Source organism: Acidocella sp., from assembly GCF_052326845.1.
Taxonomy (GTDB): Bacteria; Pseudomonadota; Alphaproteobacteria; order Acetobacterales; family Acetobacteraceae; genus Acidocella.
In genome coordinates, this window is sequence record NZ_JBKQJR010000191.1 from 1 (window position 1) to 24,684 (window position 24,684).

The 24,684-nt window shown below is 65.3% G+C and carries 28 protein-coding genes and 1 tRNA gene; 15 read left to right on the plus strand and 14 right to left on the minus strand.

What is annotated here, in order from left to right; translation table 11 throughout:
* From ACLPJJ_RS12695 to ACLPJJ_RS12715, 5 genes are all read left to right on the plus strand, one after another.
* Nucleotides 1-450: DsbE family thiol:disulfide interchange protein (locus tag ACLPJJ_RS12695; protein ID WP_443591341.1), on the plus strand; the 450-nt coding region annotated here is incomplete at its 5' end.
* Nucleotides 447-887, plus strand: a complete 441-nt coding sequence (locus tag ACLPJJ_RS12700; protein WP_443591342.1) for a cytochrome c-type biogenesis protein — start codon at nucleotides 447-449, stop codon at nucleotides 885-887. The genes ACLPJJ_RS12695 and ACLPJJ_RS12700, both read left to right, overlap by 4 nt.
* Nucleotides 884-1,510: a c-type cytochrome biogenesis protein CcmI gene (ccmI, locus tag ACLPJJ_RS12705; protein ID WP_443591343.1), complete on the plus strand. Its 627-nt coding sequence runs from the start codon at nucleotides 884-886 to the stop codon at nucleotides 1,508-1,510. Before ACLPJJ_RS12700 ends, ccmI begins: the two co-directional genes overlap by 4 nt.
* A gap of 25 nt (nucleotides 1,511-1,535) precedes the next feature.
* Nucleotides 1,536-1,682 (plus strand): DUF1674 domain-containing protein, encoded by a 147-nt coding sequence (locus tag ACLPJJ_RS12710; RefSeq protein ID WP_443591371.1) that lies wholly within the window; start codon nucleotides 1,536-1,538, stop codon nucleotides 1,680-1,682.
* A gap of 3 nt (nucleotides 1,683-1,685) precedes the next feature.
* The gene (locus ACLPJJ_RS12715) at nucleotides 1,686-2,021 is read left to right on the plus strand and encodes a DMT family transporter (protein ID WP_443591344.1); all 336 of its coding nucleotides are present in this window, start codon (nucleotides 1,686-1,688) and stop codon (nucleotides 2,019-2,021) included.
* 108 nt (nucleotides 2,022-2,129) lie between these two features.
* Here the strand turns inward: ACLPJJ_RS12715 and ACLPJJ_RS12720 are convergent, their stop codons facing one another.
* The 4 genes from ACLPJJ_RS12720 to ACLPJJ_RS12735 form a co-directional block, all read right to left on the minus strand.
* Nucleotides 2,130-2,918, minus strand: a complete 789-nt coding sequence (locus ACLPJJ_RS12720; RefSeq protein WP_443591345.1) for an SDR family NAD(P)-dependent oxidoreductase — start codon at nucleotides 2,916-2,918, stop codon at nucleotides 2,130-2,132.
* Nucleotides 2,919-2,996: 78 nt separating this feature from the next.
* A complete protein-coding gene (locus tag ACLPJJ_RS12725; RefSeq protein ID WP_443591346.1) occupies nucleotides 2,997-3,587 on the minus strand; it encodes a TMEM175 family protein in 591 nt (196 codons plus the stop codon).
* Nucleotides 3,580-7,008 carry a transcription-repair coupling factor gene (gene mfd, locus ACLPJJ_RS12730; protein ID WP_443591347.1) on the minus strand — a complete coding sequence of 1,143 codons (3,429 nt, stop codon included), beginning with the start codon at nucleotides 7,006-7,008 and terminating at the stop codon, nucleotides 3,580-3,582. The genes ACLPJJ_RS12725 and mfd overlap by 8 nt, the downstream gene beginning before the upstream one ends.
* A complete protein-coding gene (locus ACLPJJ_RS12735) occupies nucleotides 7,005-7,283 on the minus strand; it encodes an FAD assembly factor SdhE (protein WP_443591348.1) in 279 nt (92 codons plus the stop codon). The genes mfd and ACLPJJ_RS12735 overlap by 4 nt, the downstream gene beginning before the upstream one ends.
* 48 nt (nucleotides 7,284-7,331) lie before the next feature.
* On the opposite strand from ACLPJJ_RS12735, the gene recG reads away from it, so the two are divergent.
* Complete coding sequence (gene recG, locus ACLPJJ_RS12740; protein WP_443591349.1) at nucleotides 7,332-9,380, plus strand: ATP-dependent DNA helicase RecG; 2,049 nt, start codon at nucleotides 7,332-7,334, stop codon at nucleotides 9,378-9,380.
* Nucleotide 9,381: 1 nt separating this feature from the next.
* Complete coding sequence (locus ACLPJJ_RS12745; RefSeq protein ID WP_443591350.1) at nucleotides 9,382-9,810, plus strand: NUDIX hydrolase; 429 nt, start codon at nucleotides 9,382-9,384, stop codon at nucleotides 9,808-9,810.
* Here ACLPJJ_RS12745 and ACLPJJ_RS12750 read toward each other — a convergent pair.
* Nucleotides 9,782-10,258: a glutathione peroxidase gene (locus ACLPJJ_RS12750; RefSeq protein WP_443591351.1), complete on the minus strand. Its 477-nt coding sequence runs from the start codon at nucleotides 10,256-10,258 to the stop codon at nucleotides 9,782-9,784. The genes ACLPJJ_RS12745 and ACLPJJ_RS12750 overlap by 29 nt on opposite strands.
* 28 nt (nucleotides 10,259-10,286) lie before the next feature.
* Between ACLPJJ_RS12750 and mazG the strand changes: the two genes are divergently transcribed.
* The 4 genes from mazG (at nucleotide 10,287) to ACLPJJ_RS12770 (ending at nucleotide 14,050) form a co-directional block, all read left to right on the plus strand.
* On the plus strand, nucleotides 10,287-11,075 hold the full coding sequence (mazG, locus tag ACLPJJ_RS12755; protein WP_443591352.1) for a nucleoside triphosphate pyrophosphohydrolase: 789 nt from the start codon (nucleotides 10,287-10,289) through the stop codon (nucleotides 11,073-11,075).
* Nucleotides 11,072-11,665 (plus strand): carbonic anhydrase, encoded by a 594-nt coding sequence (locus ACLPJJ_RS12760; protein ID WP_443591353.1) that lies wholly within the window; start codon nucleotides 11,072-11,074, stop codon nucleotides 11,663-11,665. Before mazG ends, ACLPJJ_RS12760 begins: the two co-directional genes overlap by 4 nt.
* A 73-nt stretch (nucleotides 11,666-11,738) precedes the next feature.
* Nucleotides 11,739-13,034: an O-acetylhomoserine aminocarboxypropyltransferase/cysteine synthase family protein gene (locus ACLPJJ_RS12765; RefSeq protein ID WP_443591354.1), complete on the plus strand. Its 1,296-nt coding sequence runs from the start codon at nucleotides 11,739-11,741 to the stop codon at nucleotides 13,032-13,034.
* A gap of 101 nt (nucleotides 13,035-13,135) precedes the next feature.
* Complete coding sequence (locus tag ACLPJJ_RS12770; RefSeq protein ID WP_443591355.1) at nucleotides 13,136-14,050, plus strand: prohibitin family protein; 915 nt, start codon at nucleotides 13,136-13,138, stop codon at nucleotides 14,048-14,050.
* 54 nt (nucleotides 14,051-14,104) lie between these two features.
* On the opposite strand, the gene ACLPJJ_RS12775 is transcribed toward ACLPJJ_RS12770, so the two are convergent.
* The 7 genes from ACLPJJ_RS12775 to ACLPJJ_RS12805 all read right to left on the minus strand — a co-directional run bounded on the left by ACLPJJ_RS12775 (nucleotide 14,105) and on the right by ACLPJJ_RS12805 (nucleotide 18,271).
* Nucleotides 14,105-14,181: transfer RNA gene (locus tag ACLPJJ_RS12775), tRNA-Pro, on the minus strand.
* Nucleotides 14,182-14,250: 69 nt separating this feature from the next.
* The gene (locus ACLPJJ_RS12780) at nucleotides 14,251-14,853 is read right to left on the minus strand and encodes a MerR family transcriptional regulator (protein WP_443591372.1); all 603 of its coding nucleotides are present in this window, start codon (nucleotides 14,851-14,853) and stop codon (nucleotides 14,251-14,253) included.
* A 28-nt stretch (nucleotides 14,854-14,881) separates the two neighbouring features.
* Nucleotides 14,882-15,190, minus strand: a complete 309-nt coding sequence (locus tag ACLPJJ_RS12785; RefSeq protein WP_443591357.1) for an integration host factor subunit alpha — start codon at nucleotides 15,188-15,190, stop codon at nucleotides 14,882-14,884.
* Between the two features lie 122 nt (nucleotides 15,191-15,312).
* Nucleotides 15,313-16,293 carry a beta-ketoacyl-ACP synthase III gene (locus ACLPJJ_RS12790; protein ID WP_443591359.1) on the minus strand — a complete coding sequence of 327 codons (981 nt, stop codon included), beginning with the start codon at nucleotides 16,291-16,293 and terminating at the stop codon, nucleotides 15,313-15,315.
* Nucleotides 16,286-17,338 carry a phosphate acyltransferase PlsX gene (plsX, locus tag ACLPJJ_RS12795; protein WP_443591360.1) on the minus strand — a complete coding sequence of 351 codons (1,053 nt, stop codon included), beginning with the start codon at nucleotides 17,336-17,338 and terminating at the stop codon, nucleotides 16,286-16,288. The genes ACLPJJ_RS12790 and plsX overlap by 8 nt, the downstream gene beginning before the upstream one ends.
* Nucleotides 17,339-17,386: 48 nt before the next feature.
* Complete coding sequence (rpmF, locus tag ACLPJJ_RS12800; RefSeq protein ID WP_443591361.1) at nucleotides 17,387-17,590, minus strand: 50S ribosomal protein L32; 204 nt, start codon at nucleotides 17,588-17,590, stop codon at nucleotides 17,387-17,389.
* A 138-nt stretch (nucleotides 17,591-17,728) separates the two neighbouring features.
* Entirely contained in the window at nucleotides 17,729-18,271 is a 543-nt protein-coding gene (locus ACLPJJ_RS12805) for a YceD family protein (RefSeq protein ID WP_443591363.1), read from the minus strand.
* Nucleotides 18,272-18,338: 67 nt separating this feature from the next.
* On the opposite strand from ACLPJJ_RS12805, the gene ACLPJJ_RS12810 reads away from it, so the two are divergent.
* From ACLPJJ_RS12810 to ACLPJJ_RS12820, 3 genes are read left to right on the plus strand one after another with little or no spacing between them, the layout of a single operon-like run.
* Entirely contained in the window at nucleotides 18,339-18,866 is a 528-nt protein-coding gene (locus tag ACLPJJ_RS12810; protein ID WP_443591364.1) for an outer membrane protein assembly factor BamE, read from the plus strand.
* Nucleotides 18,867-18,869: 3 nt separating this feature from the next.
* On the plus strand, nucleotides 18,870-20,459 hold the full coding sequence (locus ACLPJJ_RS12815; RefSeq protein ID WP_443591366.1) for a PhoX family protein: 1,590 nt from the start codon (nucleotides 18,870-18,872) through the stop codon (nucleotides 20,457-20,459).
* Nucleotides 20,456-20,881, plus strand: coding sequence for a GNAT family N-acetyltransferase (locus ACLPJJ_RS12820; RefSeq protein WP_443591367.1), 426 nt, complete (start codon nucleotides 20,456-20,458; stop codon nucleotides 20,879-20,881). Before ACLPJJ_RS12815 ends, ACLPJJ_RS12820 begins: the two co-directional genes overlap by 4 nt.
* Here the strand turns inward: ACLPJJ_RS12820 and ACLPJJ_RS12825 are convergent.
* A complete protein-coding gene (locus ACLPJJ_RS12825) occupies nucleotides 20,878-22,326 on the minus strand; it encodes an FAD-binding oxidoreductase (RefSeq protein WP_443591368.1) in 1,449 nt (482 codons plus the stop codon). The genes ACLPJJ_RS12820 and ACLPJJ_RS12825 overlap by 4 nt on opposite strands.
* Entirely contained in the window at nucleotides 22,307-23,056 is a 750-nt protein-coding gene (locus tag ACLPJJ_RS12830) for an orotate phosphoribosyltransferase (RefSeq protein ID WP_443591369.1), read from the minus strand. The genes ACLPJJ_RS12825 and ACLPJJ_RS12830 overlap by 20 nt, the downstream gene beginning before the upstream one ends.
* A gap of 146 nt (nucleotides 23,057-23,202) precedes the next feature.
* Here ACLPJJ_RS12830 and ACLPJJ_RS12835 point away from each other — a divergent pair, with 146 nt between their 5' ends.
* Nucleotides 23,203-24,414 (plus strand): NADP-dependent isocitrate dehydrogenase, encoded by a 1,212-nt coding sequence (locus ACLPJJ_RS12835; RefSeq protein WP_443591370.1) that lies wholly within the window; start codon nucleotides 23,203-23,205, stop codon nucleotides 24,412-24,414.
* Nucleotides 24,415-24,684 lie beyond the last annotated feature (270 nt).

Here is a 24,684-nt window from a genome sequence, read left to right on the forward strand (position 1 = left end):
GACCCGCATACCTTGCCCTCGCCGCTCATCGGCAAGCGCCCGCCCGCATTCTCCCTGCCCGGCGCCGGGGGCATGCAGGGCTTCGCCAATACCGATATTTCCGCTCCGCCCAAGCCCATGCTGGTGAACTGGTTTGCCTCCTGGTGTGTGCCGTGCCTCCAGGAAGCGCCGATGCTGGCCAATCTGGCGGCCTCGGGTCTCGGCATCTGGGGCATCGCCTATGAGGATGACCCGCAGGCGCTCTCGCAATTTCTGGCGCAGAATGGCAACCCTTATCAGCGCCTCGCCGCCGATGCGGATGGCACCACCGCCATAAACTGGGGCGTTTACGGCGTGCCGGAGACCTATTTCATCGACAAGACCGGCATCGTCCGCTGGCGCTATGCCGGGGCGCTGACCGATGACGTGGTGGCCAGCGTGCTCAACCCGCTGCTGGCGAGGTATTCATGAGGAAGCTCTGGCTCGCCCTCGCGCTGCTTCCCGCCCTGGCGCTGGCGCAGGACATGGTGACGCGCGACGGCGTAACGCTGACCCCGGCGCAGGAGACGCGGGCCGAGGCGATTGGCGACCAGCTGCGCTGCCTGGTCTGCCAGAACGAGAGCATCGAGGAGTCCAACGCCAAGCTGGCCGGGCAGCTGCGCGGCATCATCCGCCAGCAGGTGGTGCAGGGCGTGCCGGATCAGGACATCATGAACTACATGGTGCAGCGTTACGGCATCTTCGTGCTGCTGAAGCCGCCGGTCTCGCCGCTTACCTGGCTGCTTTACGCCATGCCGGTGCTGGCTTTGCTTCTGGGCGCGGTGGCGTTCTGGGCGGCGCGGCGCGGCGCGGCGCCCCCTGTCCCGCTTACCGACGCCGAACGCGCCCGGCTGGATGAACTGCTATGATCTTCGCCGCCATGCTGGTCCTGGCGCTGGTGCTCACCGCGCCGCTGGCCCTCGCCTTCCGCCCGCCTAAATTTTTACAGAACCGGCGCGAGGCAGCACTTGCCACCCACCGCGCCCAGCTTGCCGAGTTGCAGCGCGACCATGAGGAAGGACGCATCGGCGAGGCCGAATACAAGGCGGCAACGCTGGAGGTGGAGCGCCGCCTGCTGGCGGCAGACGGTTTCACCGCCCCGCAACTCACCGGCAATGCCAAGCCCCTGCTGATCGCCACCATCATCGCCCTGCCCATCATGGCCTTCGCATTGTACCTGCCCGGCAGCACGCCTACCGTGCCCTCGGAGCCGCATACGCAATGGGTGGCGCGTCAGGCGGTGGAGAAAGCCCGGCTGGACCAGTTAATCTCCATGCTGCGGGCGCGTCTCGCCACAGTCGATCCAAATTCCGCCGATGCCAGCCAGGGCCAGGCATATCTGGCCGAGGCGCTGGCCGAGGAGGCTGGTGCCATCACGCCCGAGGCGCTCGCGCTGTTCCAGCAATCCCTGGCCCATGCGCCGGAAGATGCCTCCTGGCGGCCGCTGGACGAGCAGCGCATAGCCCAGGCGCGGGCGGCGGCTTCACAATAGGGTAAAAACGCTTACATTGGCCGGCATGGAAAAGCAGACCGAAGACGCCGCCAAAGAGCCGGTAAAGACGCCGGAGCCCCAGAAACTGCCGAAGGAGATCGGCGGGCCGAAGGGGCCGGAGCCGACCCGCTACGGCGACTGGGAGAAAAACGGCCGCTGCACGGATTTCTGAGGCGTGGCCTCTGCTTATCTTTACCTGCTGCTGGCGATTTTCGCGGAAGTCACCGCGACCTCGGCCCTAAAGCTGGCTGACGGCTTCACCCGCCTGCTGCCCTCGCTGATCGTCGTCGTCGGGTACTGCATCAGCTTCTATTCGCTCTCGTTGGCGGTGCGGGTCATTCCGCTCGGCTATGCCTATGCGCTGTGGTGCGGCATCGGCATCGTCGTCATCGTCGGCGTGGGATATTTCTACTATCGCCAGCCGGTGGACCTGGCTGGGATGTTCGGCGTCGGGCTGATCATGTCCGGGGTGGCCGTGTTGAATCTGTTCTCGAAGATGGCGGTACGCTGACGCCGAGCCGGAAAGCTTAGAGTGCGATCGCACTCTAACTTATTGATGAGAGACTGATTCACGTTTGAGGTTCAATCGCGAAGCGATTCAACCTCAAACGATCAGGCTCTAGAACGCGCTCTTCACCACGCCGCCATCAACGCGCAATGCAGCACCCGTGGTGGCTGAGGCGAGCGAACTGGCAACGTAGGTGACCATCGCCGCCACTTCCTCCGTCGTGGCGAAGCGCTTGATGAGGGAGGTCGGGCGCACCTTCTCGAAGAAATTCTTCTCGAACGTCTCCAAGGTCATCCCCTCTGCCTTGGCCAGAGCATCCACGAACTCGCCCACGCCGCGGGAACTCGTCGGGCCTGGGAGCACGCTGTTCACGGTGATGCCGGTGCCCGCCACCTCTTCCGCCAGACCTCGCGCCACCGCGATCTGCGCACTCTTCGTCATGCCGTAATGGATCATCTCCGCCGGGATCTGGACCCCGCTCTCGCTGGAGATGAAAATGATGCGCCCCCAGTTGGCGCGCTTCATCGCGGGCAGATAAAGGCGCGAGAGACGCACGCCGCTCAGCACGTTCACTTCGAAAAAGCGGCGCCAATCCTCGTCCGGAATGTCCTCGAAAGCTTTCGGCTCGAAGATGCCGAGATTATTGACCAGGATTGCCACCCCCGGATGCGCCTTAGCCAGGGCCTCGGCGGTGTTGGCATCGGTGAGATCGCCGGCGAAGCCGAGCACGTCCCCACCCTCTGCCTTCAGCTTGGCCACGGCCGCATCCACCGCCTTTTGCTTGCGGCCAGAGATGATCACCCGCGCCCCTTCCTTCGCCAGCGAGGCGGCGATGGCATTGCCGATGCCCGCCGTGCTGCCGGTAACTAGCGCAAGCTTGCCCTTGATGCCGAGATCCATGTGAAATTCCCTTAAATATTCTTTATTTTAGAACATCACGGATATTTGGCGCGCGGGGTAAAATGCAAGCCCAACTGGCTACCCGTTGTCACCTTTCGCCGCCACGCGCTCGATGCGCTTGTCCGGCACGACCCAGAGCAATGCGGGAAGCCACAGCGTTGCATAGGCCAAACGCGGTAATCCGGCGGTGGCGATGCCGATTCCGGCCAGGTACAACAGCAAGGAGATCCAGCCTTTGGCGTCGTGCCCTACCGCCCGGGCAAGAACGCTCTGAGCGCCCTGATGCACGATAAGCGCTGCTTGCAGGATCAGATAGGCGATAGCCGCCATGAAGAGGTCGAACCCAAACAGCGCCACTGGCCAGCGCGCCAACTTGTTCTCGTCGATCCAACCGGTGGTGAACGGCAGCAGCGAGAGCCAGAACAGCAGATGCAGGTTGGCCCAAAGCACATTGCCCGTAACCGTGGGGCTCACCTGGAACATGTGATGGTGGTTGTTCCAGTAGATGCCGATATAGACGAAGCTCAGCACGTAAGAGAGAAACACCGGCCACAGGGCAAGCAGATCGGCCAGGGTATCGCCGTGCGGCACATGGAGTTCCAGCACCATCACGGTGATGATGATAGCCATCACGCCGTCGGTGAAGGCCTCCAGCCGGCCTTTATGCATTCGCATTTTCCAGCTTCGCCAGCTTCACCAGATTGCCCAGCACGTCCCGCGCCAGCCCCATGCGCGCCGCCACGTCCATATCCCGCGCCACCACCAGCTTCTGGTCCGGCCGCAGCTTCACCAGCCCGCCCTTGGTGCCGATCCATTGGATCAGCCCGGCGGGGTTGGAGAAATCGTTCTTGCGGAAGGCGATGACCATGCCTTTCGGCCCGGCATCGAGCTTCTCCACATTCGCCGCGCGGCAGGCGCGCTTAAGCGCCACCGTTTCCAGCAGGTTTTCCACCTCGGGCGGCAGCGGCCCGAAGCGGTCCGCCAGTTCCGCCGCCAGCGCTTCGCTCTCGGCGTCCGAGGTGAGCGCGCCGATACGCCGGTACAGGCCGAGGCGCACCGGCAGGTCCGCCACATAGGTCTCGGGGATGAGCACCGGCAGGCCGAGGTTGATGTTCGGCGTCCAGTCCCGCTCCACCACCTTCTCTTTGCCCTTGGCGCGGATGGCGTTCACCGCGTCCTCCAGCATCTGCTGGTACAGCTCGATGCCAACCTCACGGATATGGCCGGATTGCTCGTCGCCCAGCAGGTTCCCCGCGCCGCGCAGGTCCAGGTCGTGGCTCGCCAGGGTGAAGCCCGCGCCGAGCGTGTCCAGCGTCTGCATCACTTCCAGCCGCTTCTCGGCAGCGGCGGAGAGGCGGTGGTGCGGCGGCCAGGTAAGGTAGGCATAGCCGCGCTGCTTGCCGCGCCCCACGCGCCCGCGCAGCTGGTAGAGCCCCGCCAGCCCGAACATGTCCGCCCGGTAGATGATCAGCGTGTTCACCGCCGGCATGTCGAGCCCGGATTCCACGATATTGGTGGCGAGCAGCACATCGTACTTGCCCTCGCCGAATTCGGTCATCACCCGCTCAAGCTCGGTGGGTGCCAAGCGGCCATGGGCCATGATCGTGCGGATATCGGGCACAATCTCGCGCAGCCGCGCGGCCATGGGGTCCAGATCCTCGATGCGCGGCACGACACAGAAAATCTGCCCGCCGCGGAATTTTTCGCGCGCGATGGCTTCCTTAATTACCAGGCTGTCGAACGGCATGATGAAGGTGCGCACTGCAAGGCGGTCCACCGGGGGCGTGGTGATGAGCGAGAGGTCGCGCACGCCGGTGAGCGCCAGTTGCAGCGTACGCGGGATCGGCGTGGCGGTGAGCGTGAGCACATGCACGTCGGCCTTCAGCTCCTTCAGCCGCTCCTTATGCTTCACGCCGAAATGCTGTTCTTCGTCCACGATCAGCAGGCCGAGATCGGAGAATTCCACGCCCTTGGCCATCAGCGCATGCGTGCCGATGACAATGGAGATTTCACCGCTGGTGAGCCCCGCCTTCACCGCCGTGGCCTCCTTGGCCGTGACCATGCGCGAGAGCTGCGCCACCTTTACCGGCAGCCCGGCGAAGCGCGCCGAGAAGGCGCGGTAATGCTGGCGGGCGAGCAGCGTGGTCGGCACCACCACCGCCACCTGCGTACCGGCCATGGCGGCGACGAAGGCGGCGCGTAGGGCGACTTCCGTCTTGCCGAAGCCGACATCGCCGCAGATCAGCCGGTCCATAGGCTTGCCGGCCGCGAAATCCTCGATCACGTCGGAGATCGCCTTCGCCTGATCCTCGGTCTCGGTATAGGGGAAGCGCGCACAGAACTCGGCGAAGGCGCCGTCGTCAGCGGCGAGCATCGGGGCGTCGCGCATCTGCCGCTCGGCGGCAAGGCGGATGAGCCCGGCCGCCATGTCCTGGATTCGGTTCTTGGCCTTGGCCTTGCGCGCCTGCCAGGAGGCACCGCCGAGCTTGTCGAGCGTCACCCCGTCGCCTTCATTGCCGAAGCGCGAGAGCAGATCGATATTCTCCACAGGCAGGAACAGCTTGTCCCCGCCATCGTAGATCAGCTTGAGGCAGTCATGCGCCGCGCCGTTCACGGTCACGGTTTCCAGCCCCTCGTAGCGGCCGATGCCGTGGTCCTGATGCACCACGAGGTCGCCAGCCTCGATCTCGGTCGCGTCGGCGATGAACTGGTCGGCGCGTTTCTTGCGCTTGGGCGGTCGGGCGATGCGGCTGCCGAGCAGGTCCTGCTCCGCCACAACGGCCAGGCGATCGGTGACGAAGCCGCGCTCCAGTGGCAGCACCACCAGCGCCACAGTGCCGCGCGGCAAGGCGCGTGCCTCGTCCGCCGTGGCCACGGCGCGGGCCTCGCGGATGCCGTGCTCCTTCAGCATCAGCGACAGGCGCTCGCGCGAGCCGAAGCTCCAGGCGGCGAGGATGATGGTGCGGCCGGACTCTGCCCATTTGCCCTTAAGCTCGGCAAAGGCATCGAACGCCGCGAGCGGCTGGCCGGTGAGGATGGGGCCAGGGCGGCCGCCGATATCCACGCCCGGAGCACCGCCATCGGGCTTGGAGAACGGGGTGATTTCGAAGCACGGGCCTTTGGCCAGGGCGGCGTCCCAGCCTTCGCGGTCCAGGTACAGCATGCCGGGCGGAATGGGCCGGTAGATGGGCTCGCCCGCGCGGGCCGGGGCGCGACGCTCGGCGTAATGGTCGGCGATCAGCTCAAGCCGCGCCGCCACCGCGCCCTCGACTTGGTGGTCTAGGCTGACCGACGCGCCGGGCACGTAGTCGAAGATCGTGTCCATGCTTTCGGCGAAGAGCGGGGCGTAATGCTCGATGCCGGGGTGGCGATGGGCCTCGGTGACCGAGACATAGAGCGGGTCTTCCACCGCCTTCGGGCCGAACAGCTCGCGCCAGTTGGTGCGGAGGCGGGCGACGGAAGCGCCGTCGAACGAAACTTCCGAGGCCGGGTGGAAGTCGAGCCGGGGCAACGCCTCGCCGCTGCGCTGGGTCTCGGGGTCGAAGCGCTTGATGCTTTCGATGGTGTCGCCGAACAGGTCGATACGCACCGGCGCGGCTTCACCGGCGGGGAACACGTCGATAATGCTGCCACGGAGCGAAAATTCACCCGCTTCCATCACCGTGCCGGTGCGGCGGTAGCCGTCGGCGTCCAGGAAGGCGGCGATATCGTCCAGCGACACCAAGTCGCCCACGGCGAGGCTCATGCCTGCCCCGGCCAGCGCCTTGCGTGGCAGGACTTTTTGTAACGCCGCGTTCACGGTGGTGAGCACGATGCGCTTCTTGCCCGGCTCCGCCTGCAGGCGGCTCAGGGCCGCGATGCGCTCGGCGATGATGCCGCCATTAGGGGAAACGCGGTCGTAGGGCAGGCAGTCCCAGGCCGGGAAGGTGAGGATTTCGGCCTCCGGGCCGAAGAACGCGATCTCCTCGGCCAGGGCGGCGAGGCGCGTGTCGTCCCGCGTGATATGCAGCACTGGCCCGTGATGTTCGGCCAGGCGGCGAACCAGAACCAGCGCATCTACGCCGTCCGGCGCGCCGTAAACCGGGATCATGCGCGGTTGAGGGCCGCTTCGCGGATGCGGCGGAACATCGGGCTGTCGGCATAGTCGGGAATCGGCAGGCGGCCGGTGAGCCAGTCGGCCAGCTCGGCGTCCGGGAACTCCATCACCGCTTCCAGCTCGTCCAATTCGGCCTCGCTCATGGCGCCGATATTCGCCTTCACGAAATCGCCGATCATCAGGTCATTCTCATAGGTACCGCGATGCTGCGCACGGAAGATGATCCGGCGGCGGCGGGTGTCCAGTTCGGTGTGGTCTGTGTCGGTCATGGCGGGTTGCGGTATAGGCGCGGTTTGGCCAAGAGTCAGCATGTGACGATGGATATTCTGCTCCCCCTGCGCGCCCCGATCTCCACCCTGCCCGGCCTGGGGCCGAAGCTGGCCGCCCTGGTGGCAAAGCTGGTGGGGGGCGGCACCGTGCGCGACGTGCTGTTCCATTTGCCCGTGGATTTCCACGACCGCCGCGCCACGCCCAAAATCGCCGAGGCCAGGCCGGGGAGCATTGCCACGCTGCGGGTGGAGGTGATCCGCCATGAGCCGCCCGCGCGCCAGAGCCAGCCGCACCGGGTGATCATCGGTGACGGCACGGGCTTTGCCGAAATCGTGCTGTTCCACGCGGCGCGGCTGGTGCAGTTTCCCATCGGCGCGAAGCTGACCGTTTCCGGCAAGCTGGAGCGCTTCAACGACGTGCTGGCAATGGCGCACCCCGATTATGTGGTGTCCCAGGCGCAGGAGCGGGATTTCCCGTGGATCGAGCCGGTCTGGCCGCTGGCCGCCGGGGTCGTGCCACGAATCATGCGCCGGGCGGCGTTGGGCGCGCTGGCGCGGTTGCCGGATTTCCCCGAATGGCACGACAAGGCGTTGCTGGCTAAGCGGGGCTGGCCGGGCTTCGTGGCGGCGTTGCACGCGCTGCATGCGCCCACGGAGGTGCCGGACCATCGCCCCGCCGAGCGCCTGGCTTATGACGAACTGCTCGCCCGCCAGCTTACCTTCGCCATCGTGCGCGGTATGCGCCGCCGCCGTCCGGGCCGGCCGCTGCTGGGCGATGGCAGGCTGCGCAAGGCGGCGCTCGCGCGCTTCGGTTTTGCCCCCACCGCCGGGCAGTTGCAGGCTTTGGCCGAGATCGACGCCGATATGGCCGCGCCGCATTGCATGCTGCGCCTGCTGCAAGGTGATGTCGGCTCCGGCAAGACTCTGGTGGCATTGCTCGCCTGCCTGCGCGCGGTGGAGGCAGGCACCCAGGCGGCGTTCCTGGCGCCAACGGAAATACTGGCCAAGCAGCATCTCGCCACCTTCCAGAAGCTCTCGCCCGTGCCGGTGGCGCTGCTCACCGGCAATGTGAAGGGTGCCGCGCGGCGTGAGATTCTCGCGGGGCTGGCGGATGGTAGCCTGAAGATCGTCATTGGCACGCACGCGATCTTTCAGAAGCATGTGGAGTTCCATGATCTCGGCCTCGCGGTGATCGACGAACAACATCGTTTCGGGGTCGATCAGCGTCTGGCCCTAGGGCAGAAGGGCGATGCGACGGACCTGCTGGTGATGACGGCGACGCCGATCCCGCGCACGCTGCTGCTCACGCACTGGGCCGAGATGGATGTTTCCCGCATCACCGAAAAACCCAAGGGCCGCGAGAAGATCACCACCACGCTGCACAGTCTTTCCGAACTGGAAAAGGTGGAGGCCGCGATCGCGCGCGCCATCGCGGCGGGCGGGCGCGTGTACTGGGTCTGCCCGCTGGTGGCGGAATCGGAAGTGCTGGACATCACCGCCACGGAAATGCGCTTCGGCCAGCTGCGCCAGCGTTTTGGCGATGTGGTGGCGATGGCGCATGGCAAGATGGACCCGGCGCAGCGCGACGCGGCGCTGCGCGATTTTGCGGAGGGGCGGGCGCAAATTTTGGTGGCAACCACGGTGATCGAGGTCGGCGTAGATGTGCCGGAGGCGAATGTGATGGTGATCGAGCATGCCGAGCGCTTCGGCCTGGCGCAGCTGCACCAGCTGCGCGGGCGCGTGGGGCGCGGTGCCGCGAAAAGCTATTGCCTGCTGCTGCATGATTCCAAGCTGGGCCAGACGGCGGGCAAACGCCTCTCACTGTTGCGCGACACCGAGGACGGGTTTCTCATCGCCGATGAGGATTTCCGCCTGCGCGGCGCGGGGGATTTTCTGGGCACGAAACAATCTGGTCTGCCCGGATACCGCCTCGCCGACCCGGAAAAACACGCGGCGCTGCTGGACATGGCGCGCCAGGATGCGGTGCTGTTGCTGCAACGCGACCCGAAGCTGGAGAGCGAGCGCGGACAGGCGGCGCGGGTGCTGCTCAACCTGTTCGACCAGCGCGAAGCGATCCAGACGGTAAGGGCGGGATAGCATGCCACCGTACCCCGCCCGCCCGCAGGTCGGCATCGGTATCGTTCTGCTCCGTGGCGATGAAGTTCTGCTCGTGAAGCGCGGCAAGGCGCCCGCGCTTGGCGCCTGGGCCCTGCCCGGCGGCAGGCAGGAGCTGGGCGAAACGGCGGAAGAGGCCGCACGGCGCGAATTGCTGGAAGAGACGGGCCTCGCCTGCGGGCAGCTCACGCTTGTTGGCCATGTCGACTCAATCCACCACGACCCGCACGGGCGCATCCAGTTTCACTACACCATTCTCGACTTCACCGGCCGCTACGTGGGCGGCGAGGCCCGCCCCGGCGATGATGTGACGGATTGCGCCTGGGTACGGGAGCAGGAATTCGACGATTACGGCCTGTGGGACGAAGCCCGAAAAATCGTCCTCAAAGCATTTTCCGTAGTGCCGCCTTGAATTTTTTTGAATCCGGCGAGGCTTTTGAGGAAAACCAGTCCTCCAGCCCGCCATTCTTGTTCACCAGATATTTGTAGAAGTTCCAGCGCGGCTTGGAGAGAAACCCGCCCTGCCCCGCCGCCCATGTGAAGAACGGGTGCGCCTTCGGCCCCTTCACATGCACCTTGCTCATCATCGGGAAGTCCACGCCGTAATTGATCTCGCAGAACCGCCCGATCTCCTCCTCGCTGCCCGGCTCCTGCGCACCGAAATCGTTGCACGGCACGCCGATGACCACGAGCCCAGAGGGAGCGAATTCTTTCCACACCGCCTGCAGCGCCGTGTATTGCGGGGTGAAGCCGCATTTGCTCGCCGTGTTCACCACCAGCAGCGGGCGCCCGGCCAACGCGCTCAGCGGATAGGGCTTGCCCTGCAGGGTCTCGAACGAGAAATCGTAGGCGCTGGCCATTTTCACCCCCGGAATTTACACTCGGCGCATGAGCACTGAACCACCAATCTCGGCACTGATCAACGTAATGGCCGCCTTGCGTGACCCGGAAACCGGCTGCCCTTGGGACAAGGAGCAGAGTTTCGAGACTATTGCACCCTACACCATCGAAGAAGCCTACGAGGTGCGGGCGGCGATCGAGTCCGGCGAGCCGGAGCAGCTTAAGGATGAGCTGGGGGATCTGCTGTTCCAGGTGGTGTACCACGCCCAGATGGCCGCCGAGCGCGGCTGGTTCAATTTCGACGATGTGGCGCGCGGCATTACCGGCAAGATGATCCGCCGCCACCCGCATGTGTTCGGGGACGAGGCCGCGCGCACCGCGGCGGGGCAGACAGCCGCCTGGGAGGCGCAGAAAGCCGAGGAGCGCCTGGCCAAGGCGCAGCACGGCGTGCTGGAAGGCGTGGCCACCGGCCTGCCCGCGCTCAAGCGGGCGCAGAAGCTCACCGCCCGCGCGGCACGGGTGAAGTTCGACTGGCCGAATGCCGAGGCGGTACTGGACAAGCTGGCGGAGGAAACCGCCGAGTTGCGCGCCGAATTACCCGCTGCGGCACCGGATCGGATCAAGGACGAGTTGGGCGACATGCTGTTCGTGCTGGCGAACCTCGCCCGCAAGCTGGGGCAGGATGCCGAGGCCTGCCTGGAAGGCGCGAATGAGAAATTCATCCGGCGCTTTTCCCGCGTCGAGGCGTTGCTCGCCGCCGAGGGGAAGACCCCGGCTTCGTCCAGCCTGGACGAGATGGACAGCCTATGGAACGCCGCAAAGCGGGAGGGATTATGAAAACGCTACTTGAAGGTTACGAGCGCTTTCGCAAAGGCTATTGGCAGGAACACGAGGAACTCTATTCCACCCTGGCGCGGGACGGGCAGTCGCCCCCGGCGATGGTGATCGCCTGCGCCGATTCCCGCGTGGCGCCGGAGGCGATCTTCGACTGCGCCCCGGGCGAGATTTTCGTGGTGCGCAATGTAAGCGCCCTAGTGCCGCCTTACGCGCCGGACGCCAGCACTCACGGCACCTCGGCGGCGCTGGAATTCGCCGTCACCGCGCTGGAGGTACGCAGCATCGTCGTCATGGGCCATTCGCGCTGCGGCGGCATCCGCGCGCTGATGCAGCCCGATGGCAGCCATGGGGACTTCCTCGAATCCTGGATGGAGATCGCCAAATCCGCGCGCCAGCGGGTTTGCGATTCACCCGATATGCCGGAGGATTTCGACGCGCGCTGCTATGCCTGCGAGCATGAGGCAATCCGCGTCTCGCTCGCCAATCTGCTTACCTTTCCCTGGATTGCCAAGCGTGTGCGCGATGGAAGGCTGACCCTGGCGGGGATGCATTTTGACGTGGAGACGGGGACGCTGGAGAGCGTGGCCTGAACTCTATTTGCCTTGTAGGGAAATCGCTTGTGTGACATGCTGCGTCCACAACAAAACCAAACAGGACGCAGTCATGGCCATCAATTCCAAGCACCCCGAAACACTCGCCCTGCACGCCGGCTGGCGGGCTGATGCCACCACAGGCTCGGTGGCGGTGCCTATTCACCAGACCACTTCCTACCAGTTCCACTCGCCTGAGCACGCCGCGAACCTGTTTGCGCTGAAGGAATTCGGGAACATCTACACCCGCATCATGAACCCGACCACGGACGTGCTGGAGCAGCGTCTGGCGGCCATCGAGGGCGGCGTGGCAGCGCTGGCGGTGGCCTCGGGCCAAGCGGCTTCAGCCTTCTCGCTGCAGAACCTGGCCCGCGCCGGGGACAACGTGGTGGCCTCCACGGACCTTTATGGCGGCACCTGGAACCTGTTCGCCAACACGCTGAAGGACCAGGGGATCGAGGTGCGCTTTGTGGACCCGGTGGACCCGGAGGCTTTCGCCCGCGCCACCGATGACCGCACCCGCGCCTATTATGCCGAAACCCTGCCGAACCCGAAGCTGCGCCTGTTCCCGATCGCGGAAGTCGCCGCCATCGGCCGCAAGTTCGGCATCCCGCTGATTGTGGACAATACCGCCGCCCCGCTGCTGGTGCGCCCCTTCGAGCATGGCGCGGCCGTGGTGGTGTATTCCACCACCAAGTACATTGGCGGGCACGGCACCAGCATCGGCGGCGTGATCATCGATGGCGGCAATTTCGACTGGGGCGCGTACCCGGAACGCCAGCCGCTGCTCAACACGCCGGACCCCTCCTACCACGGCGCTGTGTGGAGCGAGGCGGTGAAGCCGCTGGGGCCGATCGCCTATATCATCCGCGCCCGCGTGGTGTTGCTGCGCGATCTTGGGGCTGCCTTGTCGCCGTTCAACGCCTTCCAGATCATCCAGGGCATCGAGACGCTGCCGCTGCGCATCACCCGCCACTCGGAGAATGCGGAAGCGGTGGTGAAATTCCTGACCTCCCGCAAGGACGTGACCAAGGTGATCCATCCCAGCCTCGCCACCGGGCGGGAGAAGGAGTTGGCCGACAAGTACCTGAAGGGCGGCAAGGGCGGGCTGGTCGGCTTCGAGCTGGCCGGCGGCGCCGAGGCGGGGAAGAGGTTCATCTCCACCCTGCAGCTGTTCTACCATGTCGCCAATATCGGCGATGCGCGCTCGCTCGCCATCCACCCGGCCAGCACCACGCATAGCCAGCTCTCCGAGGCCGAGCAGGCGGCGACCGGCGTTACCCCCGGCTATGTGCGGCTCTCCATCGGGCTTGAGCATATCGAGGATATCATCGCCGACCTCTCCCAGGCGCTCGACGCGGCGGCGTGACGAAACCGGGGCGGGCATCTGGCCCGCCCTTTTCGTTTCAGGCCAATTACAATTAGCCGCTGCCGCTGGTGCGGCCTGAAAAGCTGTGCAAGGTTTTCAGCATGGCAATCCTTCCGAATGTTGACAGGCTTCCCTCCGGTTCCGCCCACGCGCGCAAGTGGATCGCTCCTGCCATTGGGGCGGCAGTGCTGCTCTTCCTGCTGGTGCAGATGAACCCGTTCGTGCAGATCAGCTCCGGCTATGCCGGCGTGCTCACCGATTTCGGCTCCGTGCAGTCGGCGCCGCTCAGCCCCGGGCTGCATTTCGTCGTTCCGATCTACCAGCAGGCCATCCCGGTTTCCGTACAGCCGCAGACCGTTACCAGCGACGAGACGGCCTCGACGCACGACCTCCAGCAGGTGACGACCTCAATCGCCGTGACCTTCCATGTCGCCCCGGCCGACGCGCCGGACTTCTACCAGAATTTCCGCGATTTCGACACGCTGGGTAGCCGCATCATCGCCCCGGCTGTGTCCAACGACGTGAAGGAAGTGACCGCGAATTACGACGCCGAGGAGCTGGTGACGAAGCGTGATGCCGTGGATGAGCAGATCAAGCAGCTCATCGTCGCCTCGCTGGCGCCATATAAGCTGACTGTTGAGGCCGTGAACGTGTCCAACTTCGCGTTCTCCGACGCCTATGCCCAGGCCATCGAGCAGAAGCAGGTGGCGCAGCAGCAGGCGCTGCAGGCGCAGTACACGCTGCAGCAGACGCAGATATCCGCCCAGCAGCAGGTGGTGCAGGCCAAGGCCCAGGCCGACGCTGCCGTGGCGACGGCGCAGGGCCAAGCCCAGGCGCTGCTGCTCACCGCCGATGCGCAGGCCAAGGCCAACGCGCTGATCGCCCAGTCGCTCACGCCCACCCTTTTGCAGCAGAAGGCGCTGGACAAGTGGGACGGTACCCTGCCCCACTACCTGACGGCTGGCGCGCCCCTGCCCTTCATTGGCACGGCGTCCCCTGAGCAGACGAGCAAATAAGCGCCGGCCTTACCGGAAGGCGGGTATTGGCAAGAACAGCAATGTTTTTGGAAATGGTCGGAGCGGCGGGATTCGAACCCACGACCCCCAGTCCCCCAGACTGATGCGCTACCAGGCTGCGCTACGCTCCGAACCGTGGGGGGAGCCTGTAGCAACTTATGCCCGCGCCGCCAAGGCGTGGCAGTGAATTTATTCGAAAATCAATCCAGAAGCTTGCGCAACTCTTCGAGGGCCGCGAGCGTCTCGCCCAGCAGGTGGCGCAGCCGGTCGATCTCCGTCTCGGTCTTCTGGCGCAGGCTTGGCTGTTCGGCTGGCGCTGCGGGCGGCTCGGCCTGGGGCTTGGCTTCCTCGGGCAGCAGCCCGGGCATGGCCGGCTGCGGCACTGCGGGTTTCTTCACGGCCACGGGCGGCTCGGGCAGCATAACGGCCTGACGCTCAGCTTCCGCGGCCATACGCTCCTCGGCGGGTGCTGGCGGGATATTGTCGTGAAACGCGCCGCCACCTTCGCGCAGCAGGCGCTGCACGCCCTTGATCGTATAGCCCTGCGTGTAGAGCAGATCGGCCACCCGGCGCAGCAGCGCCACATCCTCGGGCCGGTAATAGCGCCGCCCGCCCCCGCGCTTCAGCGGACGGACCTGCGGGAACTTGGTCTCCCAGAAGCGCAGCACATGCTGCGGCACGTGGAGTTCGTCAGCCACCTCGGAGATGGTACGGAAGGCATCGGCGGTCTTGCGCACGCGTGGACGGCCGGCCTCGTGCCCGCCTTCGTCATCATCCGCGTTGAAGTCGTCTTCATCCACCATGCGGACCATCGATCTTTTCCATTGTTACTTACGATGAGGCCTGCTGGCCTGCCGACTCATTCACCGCATCACGCAAAATCTGGCTCGGGCGGAACACCAGAACCCGCCTGGGCAGGATGGGTACCTCGACGCCGGTTTTGGGGTTACGGCCGACCCGGCGCCCTTTCTGGCGGACAGAAAATGTCCCGAACCCGCTGATTTTAACAGATTTCCCATCCGCAAGAGCGTCAGCGATGCGAGTGAGCACCAGTTCCAGCAGATCCGCCGATTCGTGCCGCGACAACCCCACGGCGGCATAGATAGCCTCTGTCAGTTGCGCACGGGTCAATGTGTTCATTTTTCAAGATTAGCACGCGTCTTTTAAGAATCAATAAGAACGTTTACGAATCTCTGTACTTTCGGCAACCTTTGATGATTGCCCTTGATTTTAAGGCTTTTTGCTGGGCGCGTACACTGAGGTTACATGCGCAATAGCGCGGAACCCCATGTCAAGCCACCGCCGAGAGCTTCGAGTAAAACAAGCTGGCCGGGCTTGATCCGCCCTTCGCCCACCGCCATGGCCAGAGCCAGCGGAATGGAGGCGGCGGAGGTGTTGGCGTGCTTGTCCACGGTGACGACGACGCGCTCAGCCGGCAGGCCGAGCTTCTTGCCCACGCCGTCGATGATGCGCTTGTTGGCCTGGTGCGGCACCAGCCAGTCGATATCGGCGGCGGTCAGGCCGTTGGCTTCCAGGGCCTCGCTCACCGCGCCGGAGAGCAGAGTCACGGCGTGGCGGAACACTTCCTTGCCGTGCATGACCAGATGGCCGGGCTTGTCGGGCTGGCCCACCGCGCCATCCACGTAGAGGATGTCCGCGAGCCGGCCATCGGAATGCAGATGGGTGGAGAGCAGGCCTGGGCCGTCCTTGGCTACGTTCCGGGCCTCAAGTAGCGCCGCCCCGGCGCCATCGCCGAACAGCACGCAGGTGCCGCGGTCCTCGAAATTCAGGATGCGGGAATAGACCTCCGAGCCGATGACCAGCACGCTGTCCACCTGGCCGGCGCGGATCATCGCATCGGCAATGGAGAGGCCATAAATAAAGCCAGAACACGCCGCCGAGAGGTCGAACCCATAGGCCCGGTTGGCGCCAAGCGCCGCCTGGATCTGCACGGCGGTGGAGGGAAAGGCATTGTCCGGCGTGGAGGTGCCGACAATGATGGCGCCCAGCGCCTCGGGCTTCAGCCCGGCTGCTTCCAGCGCGGCCCGCCCGGCGGCGGCGCCCATGAAAGTCGCGGTCTCATGTGGGGCGGCGAAATGACGCTGCTTGATGCCGGTGCGCTCGGTGATCCATTCATCCGAGGTATCCACACGCTCCGCCATTTCGGCGTTGGTGACGATTTTTTCAGGCAGATAGGCGCCCGTACCGGTGAGTACGGCGCGGCGGATCAGGGTATCAGACATTTTGTGCGGCCACGGGCCTGGCTGCGAGCAAGGCGCTGTCCATTGCCGTCAGGCCTTCGGCAATGCGGCTGTTGAAATCGTTGGCGACCATGTCCAGCGCTACATCCACCGCGTGGGCAAAGCCCAGCGCATCCGTCCCGCCGTGGGATTTCACCACCACGCCGTTCAGGCCGAGCAGCACGGCGCCGTTATAGCGGCGGGGGTCAAGGGTTTCCTTCAGGCGCTTCAGCGAGCCGCGGGCGAAGACATAGCCCATCTTGGCCAGCGGCCCGGCGTTAAACACACGCCGGAGCAGCTCGCCGACCAGTTTCAGCGCGCCCTCCCCCGTCTTCAGCGCCACATTGCCGGTGAAGCCGTCGGTCACCACCACGTCCACCGTGCCGGCGGCGATGTCATGCCCCTCGACGAAGCCGTAGAACTGTTTGGCGATCGGGCTTTCGCGCAGATTGGCGGCGGCGGCGTTAAGGATCTCGTCGCCCTTGCCTTCCTCGGAGCCGATATTGAGCAGCCCGATGGTCGGGCTCGGCAAGCCCAGCACGATGCGGGCGAAGACATCGCCCATCAGCGCGAATTCGGTGAGGTTGCGGGCGTCGCAGACCACGTTCAGGCCAAGATCGAGCATCACCACGTCGCTGCGGGCCGACGGCGCAGTTGCCGCCATGGCCGGGCGGTCGATGCCCTTCAGGGTCTTCAGCACGATCTTGGAAAGCGCGAGCAGCGCGCCGGTATTCCCGGCCGAGACCACGCCCGCGGCCTCGTCGTTCACCACGGCGTCGATCGCCCGGCGCATCGAGGAGTCGCGCAGGCGCAGCGCCACAGTCGGCTTCATATCGCCGGCGATGACTTCCGTCGTGGGGTGCAGCGTGCAGCGATGCTTCAGCCGCTTGGTCGAGGCGATGAGCGGGGCAACCCGCGCCTCGTCCCCGAAGACCAGGAAATGGGCGAGCTTGTGGCGCTCAGCGGCAATGTCCAGCCCGGCGATAATCGCCTCAGGAGCGTGGTCTCCGCCCATGGCATCCACAGCCAGTATGTTAGTCCGGCTCACTGCATACCTCGGGCGTTATCCATCACCGCGTGGCTGAAACCTTACCGCTTAGACGCGAACAACGCCTTTGGCATCCTTGCCGGCGCCAACAACCTCACGGTTGTCGTAATGGCCGCAATGGGCGCAGACGTGGTGCGGGCGCTTCAGCTCGCCGCAGTTGGCGCACTCAGCATGCGCTTCGGCGCGCAGAGCGTGGTGGCTGCGGCGCATGCCAGCGCGCGACGGGGAGGTTTTACGTTTCGGTACGGCCATGAGCTTATGCCTTAAAAATACAGTCAGTGTGATTGGAAGGCGCGGCGTAGCAGAGCCGCCGCCGCATCGCAAGTCATGCCTGCCACTTAAGCCGCCAATCCCTGTTGGCGCGGTGCGCTTTCCTTGGAAAACCTGGGCTTATTCAGGCTTGGTGAACCTGGCCTTGAGGCCTGCGAAGGGGTGAGCGGAGTCGTCGCTCGCCTCGGGCGGGAGTTCCGCCCCTGGCTTGCGCGGGTACGGGTCGAGTGCCAGTGCAAGCTGCTCGGCCAGGGCGGCGCCGATGTCGATCATGCCGTTGTAATAAGGCAGCTCGTCCGGTCCCTCCATGGATTCGGGCAGGAATTCCTCCTCCTCGTCCTCCGGCACGGCCTCGGAGGGCACGAAGCGCAGTTCCGCCTCCTCCTCGATGCTGGTCTCGAACGGCTCCAGGCTGATCACGCAGACCTGCGTGACTCGCGCCCGCATCTTCAGAGTCGCGGCGATCACCCCGCTCCGTTCGTGGCGCAACGTGAAATCGCCGCGCAGCCGGGCGATGCCGGGGAGGCCAAACCGTTCCGCCAGCGCGGCGCGGACGGCATCGTCGGCCTCCACCTCGTGCGTTTGCGGGTTTTCATGTATAAGTCCGGCCTTGACGGTCCGGCTGAGTTCTTCGTCCATGCGCGCAATATAGTCGCTGCGCATTGACACGAAAGCCCCAGCCGTGAGACCCAGCCGGGGAAGACCTTGTCGTGGAATTGAGGATCATCGCGTGCGCACTGCCAAGCTGAAGTTTTCGCTCCTGTCCTGCGCGCTGCTACCCCTGTCCGGCTGCGCCATCTTTTCGGACGCGCCGCATTACCGCGGCGTGGCGGTGTCCGCGCACGATCTCAAGGAACTGACCCCAGGCCTCTCCCAGCAGGCTGACGTGCAGGCGGTGCTCGGCCCGCCGACCTTCGTGGAGCAGTTCAACCAGAACAACTGGGATTACGTGTCTCAGGTCACGCGCATGCGCATCGGCCAGACCGAGGGCGTGAAGACCCAGCACGTGGTGGTCATGACCTTCGACAATAACGGCGTGTTGCAGAGCATCACCCAGAAGGACACCCAGGATGCCGTGCATGTCGCCATGGATGGCAACATCACCCCGGCGCCGGGCGGGCATGCCGGCTTCTTCCAGATGCTGGTCGGCGGCGTGGGCAGCTACAACCCGCTGGGTGCAGCCTCGGATACCTCCGGAGGCGGTCTCGGCGCGGCGCCTTCCGATATCGGCGGCACCAGCAGCGGCAGCGGATTTTAACCGATGCGCCGGCGGGTTTTCCTCTCCGGCGTATCCATGGGCGGGCTGGCCGCGGCCTCGGCGCGGGCGCAATCCGCGCTGGGCACACCGGCCCTGCCCCGGCCACCCAACACACAGGCAGCCAAGCTCGACGATACGGTGGGCGAGGGCTTCAACCGCATCGTCATCGCCCGCTGGGGCGACGGCGTGCTGCCGGACGCGCCTCCCTTCAACCCAAATCCGCTGACCGGTGACCAGGCCGACAGCCAGTTCCCCTATGATGGCGTGATCGCCGCACTCATCAACCCGCCCCCGGCGCAGGACGGCATTCCCCGCAAGGTGCTGGTTGTGGCCACGCCGGATGTGCCGGCGCGCATGGTCTTCCCCGGCGGGGTGGACAACCCGGATGTCGCGGGGCGTGAACAGGGCGTCACCGTCATCAACCTGGAATATCTGGGTGGACGCTGGGTCTCGGTGGATGGCGGTTACCAGTCCCGCCGCATTGCCGACGGCACGCTGTGCCAGATGTCAGGCCCAGCCGCGGCAGTGCTCGGCGGCACCGTGCAGGGGGTGCTGGCGCCGCAGGGTGGTTGCGCCACGCCCTGGGGTACCGCCCTGCTGGCCGAGGGCGATGCCGGAGCATGGCTGCAGCGCCTGGCCAATGTCGGCTATGGCTATGCCGATCCGGCGCAGGCACCGCGCTTCGGCTGGGTGGTGGAGCTGAACCCGCTGGACCCGCAGAGCATCCCGATCAAGCGCACGGCGCTGGGCCGCCTGGCGCGGACGGGTATTGCGGCCACCCAGACCACGGATGGCCGCCCGGTCGTGTTCTTCACCCAGGACGACCCGGCCGGGTTCCTGTTCCGCTTCATCGCCGCCACCAACGCCACCGACGGCACGGCGCTGGATTCTGGCACGATCTCCGTAGCGCAAATCCAGGGCAGCGCCATAAACTGGCTGGATCTCGGGACCGATGTGCCGACCCTGGCCGGGCTGGCGGGTGCTGCGGCCCAGGCTGGCGCCTCGCCGTTCGATGCCCCCGGCGGCCTCGCGCTGACGCAGGATGGCGCCACGCTCTACCTCGCCTGCCGGGGCAATGCCGCGCGTACCCAGGCGGATGCGCTGAACCCGCGCGCCGGGGACAATAACGGCCACATCATCAGCTTCGCCATTCCCGGTGGCGACGTGACGGCGAAATCCTTCGCCGGCAAGCTGGTACTGGTGGCGGGCAATCCGGCCAGCGCGCCGGGCACTCAATATGGCCCGGGCAGCCAAGCCTGGCTGCGCCAGCCGCGCACGCTGGACTTCGACACGCAAAACCAACTCTGGATCGGCACCGACCAGGGTGGCGATACCAGCAAGACCGCCGACGGGCTGTTCATCATGCAGACAGGCAGCGGCGCGCCCTACCTGCTCAACGTCGCCTATCTGGCGCCCAAGGGAGCGGCCATGGGCGGCGCGGCATTCGACGCAGTGACCAGAACAACGTTCGGCATGGTCCGCCACCCCGGCGCGACGCCTACAGCCAGCTTCAACTTCCCGGCCACGCGCTGGCCCACGCTGCTGCACAGCATGCCGCCGCAGAGCACGGTGATCGGCCTCGTCCAGCGGTGATCGAGTTTTGCAGCTGTGCCTTCGGCAGCGCGGCGTTCGCCGATTGCCTTGCCATACGCATGGAAGTCTTCGTGGCCGAGCAGAACGTGCCGGAGGACGAAGAGCGCGACGAATGGGATGAAACAGCGCGGCACTTCCTCGCCTTAGTGGATGGACAGCGCGCCGCCACGGCGCGGGCAGTGGCCAAGGCGGCGGGGATTGTGAAAATCGGGCGTGTTGCCGTGCGCGCACCGTATCGCGGCACCGGGCTCGGGGCGCGGCTGATGCGGGCAGTGGAGGCCGATTATCCGGGCGCCGCGCTCATGCTGGACGCGCAGCTCCAGGCCCTGAATTTCTACGCAAAGCTCGGCTATGTGGCGGAAGGGCCGATGTTCGACGATGCAGGCATCCCGCATCGCCGCATGGTGAAACAACCGGCTTAGACCGCGCCGGGGATGGTCTTGCCCGGGTTGAGCAGGTTGGCGGGGTCGAGCGCGTGTTTAACGGCGCGCATCAGATCCAGCGCCACCGGCGATTTATGCGCCGCCATGCCGGCGAGACGAAGCTGGCCGATGCCGTGCTCGGCGGAGAAACTGCCGCCCATGGAGACAGCCAAAGCCTCGATATCCGCCGTAATGTCAGTTTTGCGAGGGGCCAGATCCGCTATGCTTTGGCCCTTGGGCGGGCGGATATTGATGTGCAGGTTGCCGTCCCCAACATGGCCGAAGATGTTCGGGCGGCAATCAGGGTATTTTTCCGCCACCAGCGTCCTCACCGCCGCGACCATGGCCGGGATTTTGCCGAGCGGCACGGAAATGTCGTGCTTCACCGCCCCGCCCTCTGCCAGTTCACCCTCGGAGATCGCCTCGCGCAGGGCGATGAAATGCAGCCGCTCGCGCTCTGACTGGGCGATGACGGCGTCCGTGGCCACGCTTTGCTCCAGGGCCTGGGCCAGCACAGATTCCAGAGTCGCACCTGGGGCGTGGGCCGAGTCGGGCGCGGAAACCTCCAGCAGCAAATAGCCGGGCGCGATAAAAGGCAGTGCCCCGCCCGCAACATGCGCGGCGCCCAGCGCCAGCGAGTCGCCTTCCATGTATTCGCACAGGGTCAGCCCGGAACCAGCCGCGGCGCGCGCGGCCTGGAACAGGCGCAAGGCGGCCTCGGGCGAGTCCACGCCAACCAGCGCGCTGGCCCGCGCGGCGATCGCCGGATACAGGCGCAGGCAGGCGGCGGTGATGATGCCGAGCGTACCCTCGGCGCCGATGAAGATCTGCTTCAGATCGTAGCCGGTATTGTCCTTGGGGCAGGCGGCGAGTCCGTCCCAGATGCGGCCATCGGCCAGCACCACCTCCAGCCCCAGCACCTGGGCGCGCATGGAGCCGTAAGAGAGCACCTGCATGCCGCCCGCATTGGTGGAGATCAGCCCGCCGATGCGGGCCGAGCCCTCCGCCCCCAAGCTGACGGGGAAGAATCGCCCTGCCTCCGCCGCCGCGTGTTGCAGTTCAGACAGCGTGAGACCGGCCTCGGCGGTGATATAATTTGTCGCAAGATCAATCGTTTTGATGCGGTTCATACGATTGAGGCAGATTATGAGCTGCGGCGGCCCGGCAATGGGCACCGCCCCCGCGACAAGCCCTGTATTGCCGCCCTGGGGCACAATGCTCACCCCATTAGCGGCGCAGAGTTTTACAATTTCAGCGACTTGCTGAGTGGTCTTGGGAAGGGCGACAGCGCAGGCCGGGTTTTTCACCAAGCCGCGCCAGTCGCGCTCGTAAGGGGCGCGGTCTTCCGGGGAGGTGAGCAAGCCCCCCTGCCCCAGAATCGCGTGCAGAGCCTCGACCAGGCCGGAAGACTCCGGCCCAACCTGTTTATTTTGCGGCTTTTCCAAGCTTGTGCGCCAGGGCTTCCTCGGCCGTGGCGACACCGCCATGCGCGGCGGACCAGGCCATCGGGTTTTCCAGGAACTTGCGCACGCCGGAGAGCGCGGCATCCGAGAAGTAAGGCTGGCTCTTCGCGGCTTCCAGCACGTCCCACCAGGTGCAGAGATGGTGGAGCGAGATGTTCATGCTCGCCAGGGTCTCGAAGCTGCCGGGGAACACGCCATAGAAGAACACGACGAAGGTATGGTTGCAGATCGCCCCGGCATCACGCAGCGCTTTGGCGAACTGGATCTTGGAACCGCCATCGGTGGTGAGGTCCTCGACCAGCAGGGTGTTCAGCCCCTCCGGCACATCACCCTCGATCAGCGAGTTGCGGCCGAAGCCCTTGGGCTGCTTGCGGATATACGCCATCGGCGCGGACATGCGCTCGGAAATCCAGGCGGCGAACGGAATGCCCGCTGTCTCGCCACCGGCCACGGCCTGGATGGTCTCATAACCGACATGGCGGGAAATCTTCTCCACGGCGAGGTCGCAGATCTTCGCCCGGGCACGGGGGAAATAGATGATCTTGCGGCAGTCGATATACACCGGGGACTTCCAGCCGGAGGTGAGCGTGTACGGCTCCTCGGGCCGGAAATTCACCGCCTTGATCTCCAGCAGCAGCTTCGCCGTGGTCAGCGCGGCGTCCCGGTCCCAGTCGGTCGCCCAGTCGATTTTGGCGGCAATCCGGCCACTCATGTCATCACTCCGAAATTTTTTATCCGGCCCCTCTCCTAAACCGCCTGCCGCATCCCGTCCATGCGCGCGAGTAGGGCGCGGTAGGGTTGTACGGCGCGGCGGTGGTGTTATGGAGGTTCGCGATTGCATGGAGAGAGGCCCTGACTATGGCAAAAATCAAGGTAAAAAACCCCGTCGTGGAGATGGACGGCGACGAGATGACCCGAATCATCTGGGGGTTTATCAAGGAGAAACTGATTCTCCCCTATCTTGACATCGACCTGAAGTATTTCGACCTCGGCATCGAGCACCGCGACGCGACCGACGACCAGGTGACACTGGACTCGGCGCTGGCCACCAAGAAGTATGGTGTCGCGGTGAAATGCGCCACCATCACCCCGGACGAGGCGCGGGTCGCCGAGTTCAACCTGAAGAAGATGTGGAAAAGCCCGAACGGCACCATCCGCAACGTGCTGGACGGCACCATCTTCCGCGAGCCGATCATCTGCAAGAACGTGCCCCGCCTGGTGCCGCATTGGTCGCAGCCCATCGTCATCGGCCGCCATGCCTATGGCGACATCTACCGCGCCACCGAGACCAAGATCCCCGGCCCGGGCACGGTGAGCCTGGTGTACACGCCCGAAGGCGGCGAGCCGCAGGTGATGGAAGTGCACAAGTTCAATGGCCCCGGCGTGGCCATGGGCATGCACAATACCCTCGCCTCCATCGAGGGCTTCGCCCGCGCCAGCTTCAACTACGGCCTGTCACGCGGCTACCCGGTGTACCTCTCCACCAAGAACACGATCCTGAAAGCCTATGACGGCATGTTCAAGGATACGTTCCAGACGATCTTCGACGCCGAGTTCAAGGAGCGTTTCGACGCCGCCGGCCTGACCTACGAGCACCGGCTGATCGACGACATGGTGGCCTGCGCGCTCAAGTGGAGCGGCGGCTATGTGTGGGCCTGCAAGAACTACGATGGCGACGTGCAGTCCGACATCGTGGCCCAGGGCTTCGGCTCGCTGGGGCTGATGACCTCGGTGCTGCTCAGCCCGGATGGCCAGACGGTTGAGGCCGAGGCCGCGCATGGCACCGTGACCCGCCACTACCGCGAGCACCAGAAGGGCCGCACCACCTCCACCAACCCGATCGCCAGCATTTTCGCCTGGACGCGCGGGCTGATCTATCGCGGCCAGTTCGACGGCACCCCGGACGTAACCGCCTTCGCAGAGACGCTGGAGCGAGTGTGCGTGGAGACCGTGGAATCCGGCTTCATGACCAAGGACCTGGCGATCCTGATCAGCAAGGACGCCCCCTGGCTGAACACCCAGGACTTCCTAGACAAGATCGACGCCAACCTGAAAGCGGCGATGAAGTAATGAAAAAGGGCCGGTGGCATCAGCCTCCGGCCCTTAAATTTTGCCCTGGAGCGTTCAGCATTTGGCTGAACGCTCCAGCCTTATGTTTGAGCGAGCAATTTCAGTCCGGCCGTACCGGGTACTGCGCTTCCCAGCCGCCGCCGAGCGCCTGGTAGAGTGTCACGAGGTCCGTTCCCATTCGCGCGGTGGACTGTGCCTGGTTCACCTGGGCGGCCAGCAGCGCCTGCTGCGCGTTCAGTACGAAGAGGTAATCAGTCAGCCCCTGGGTGT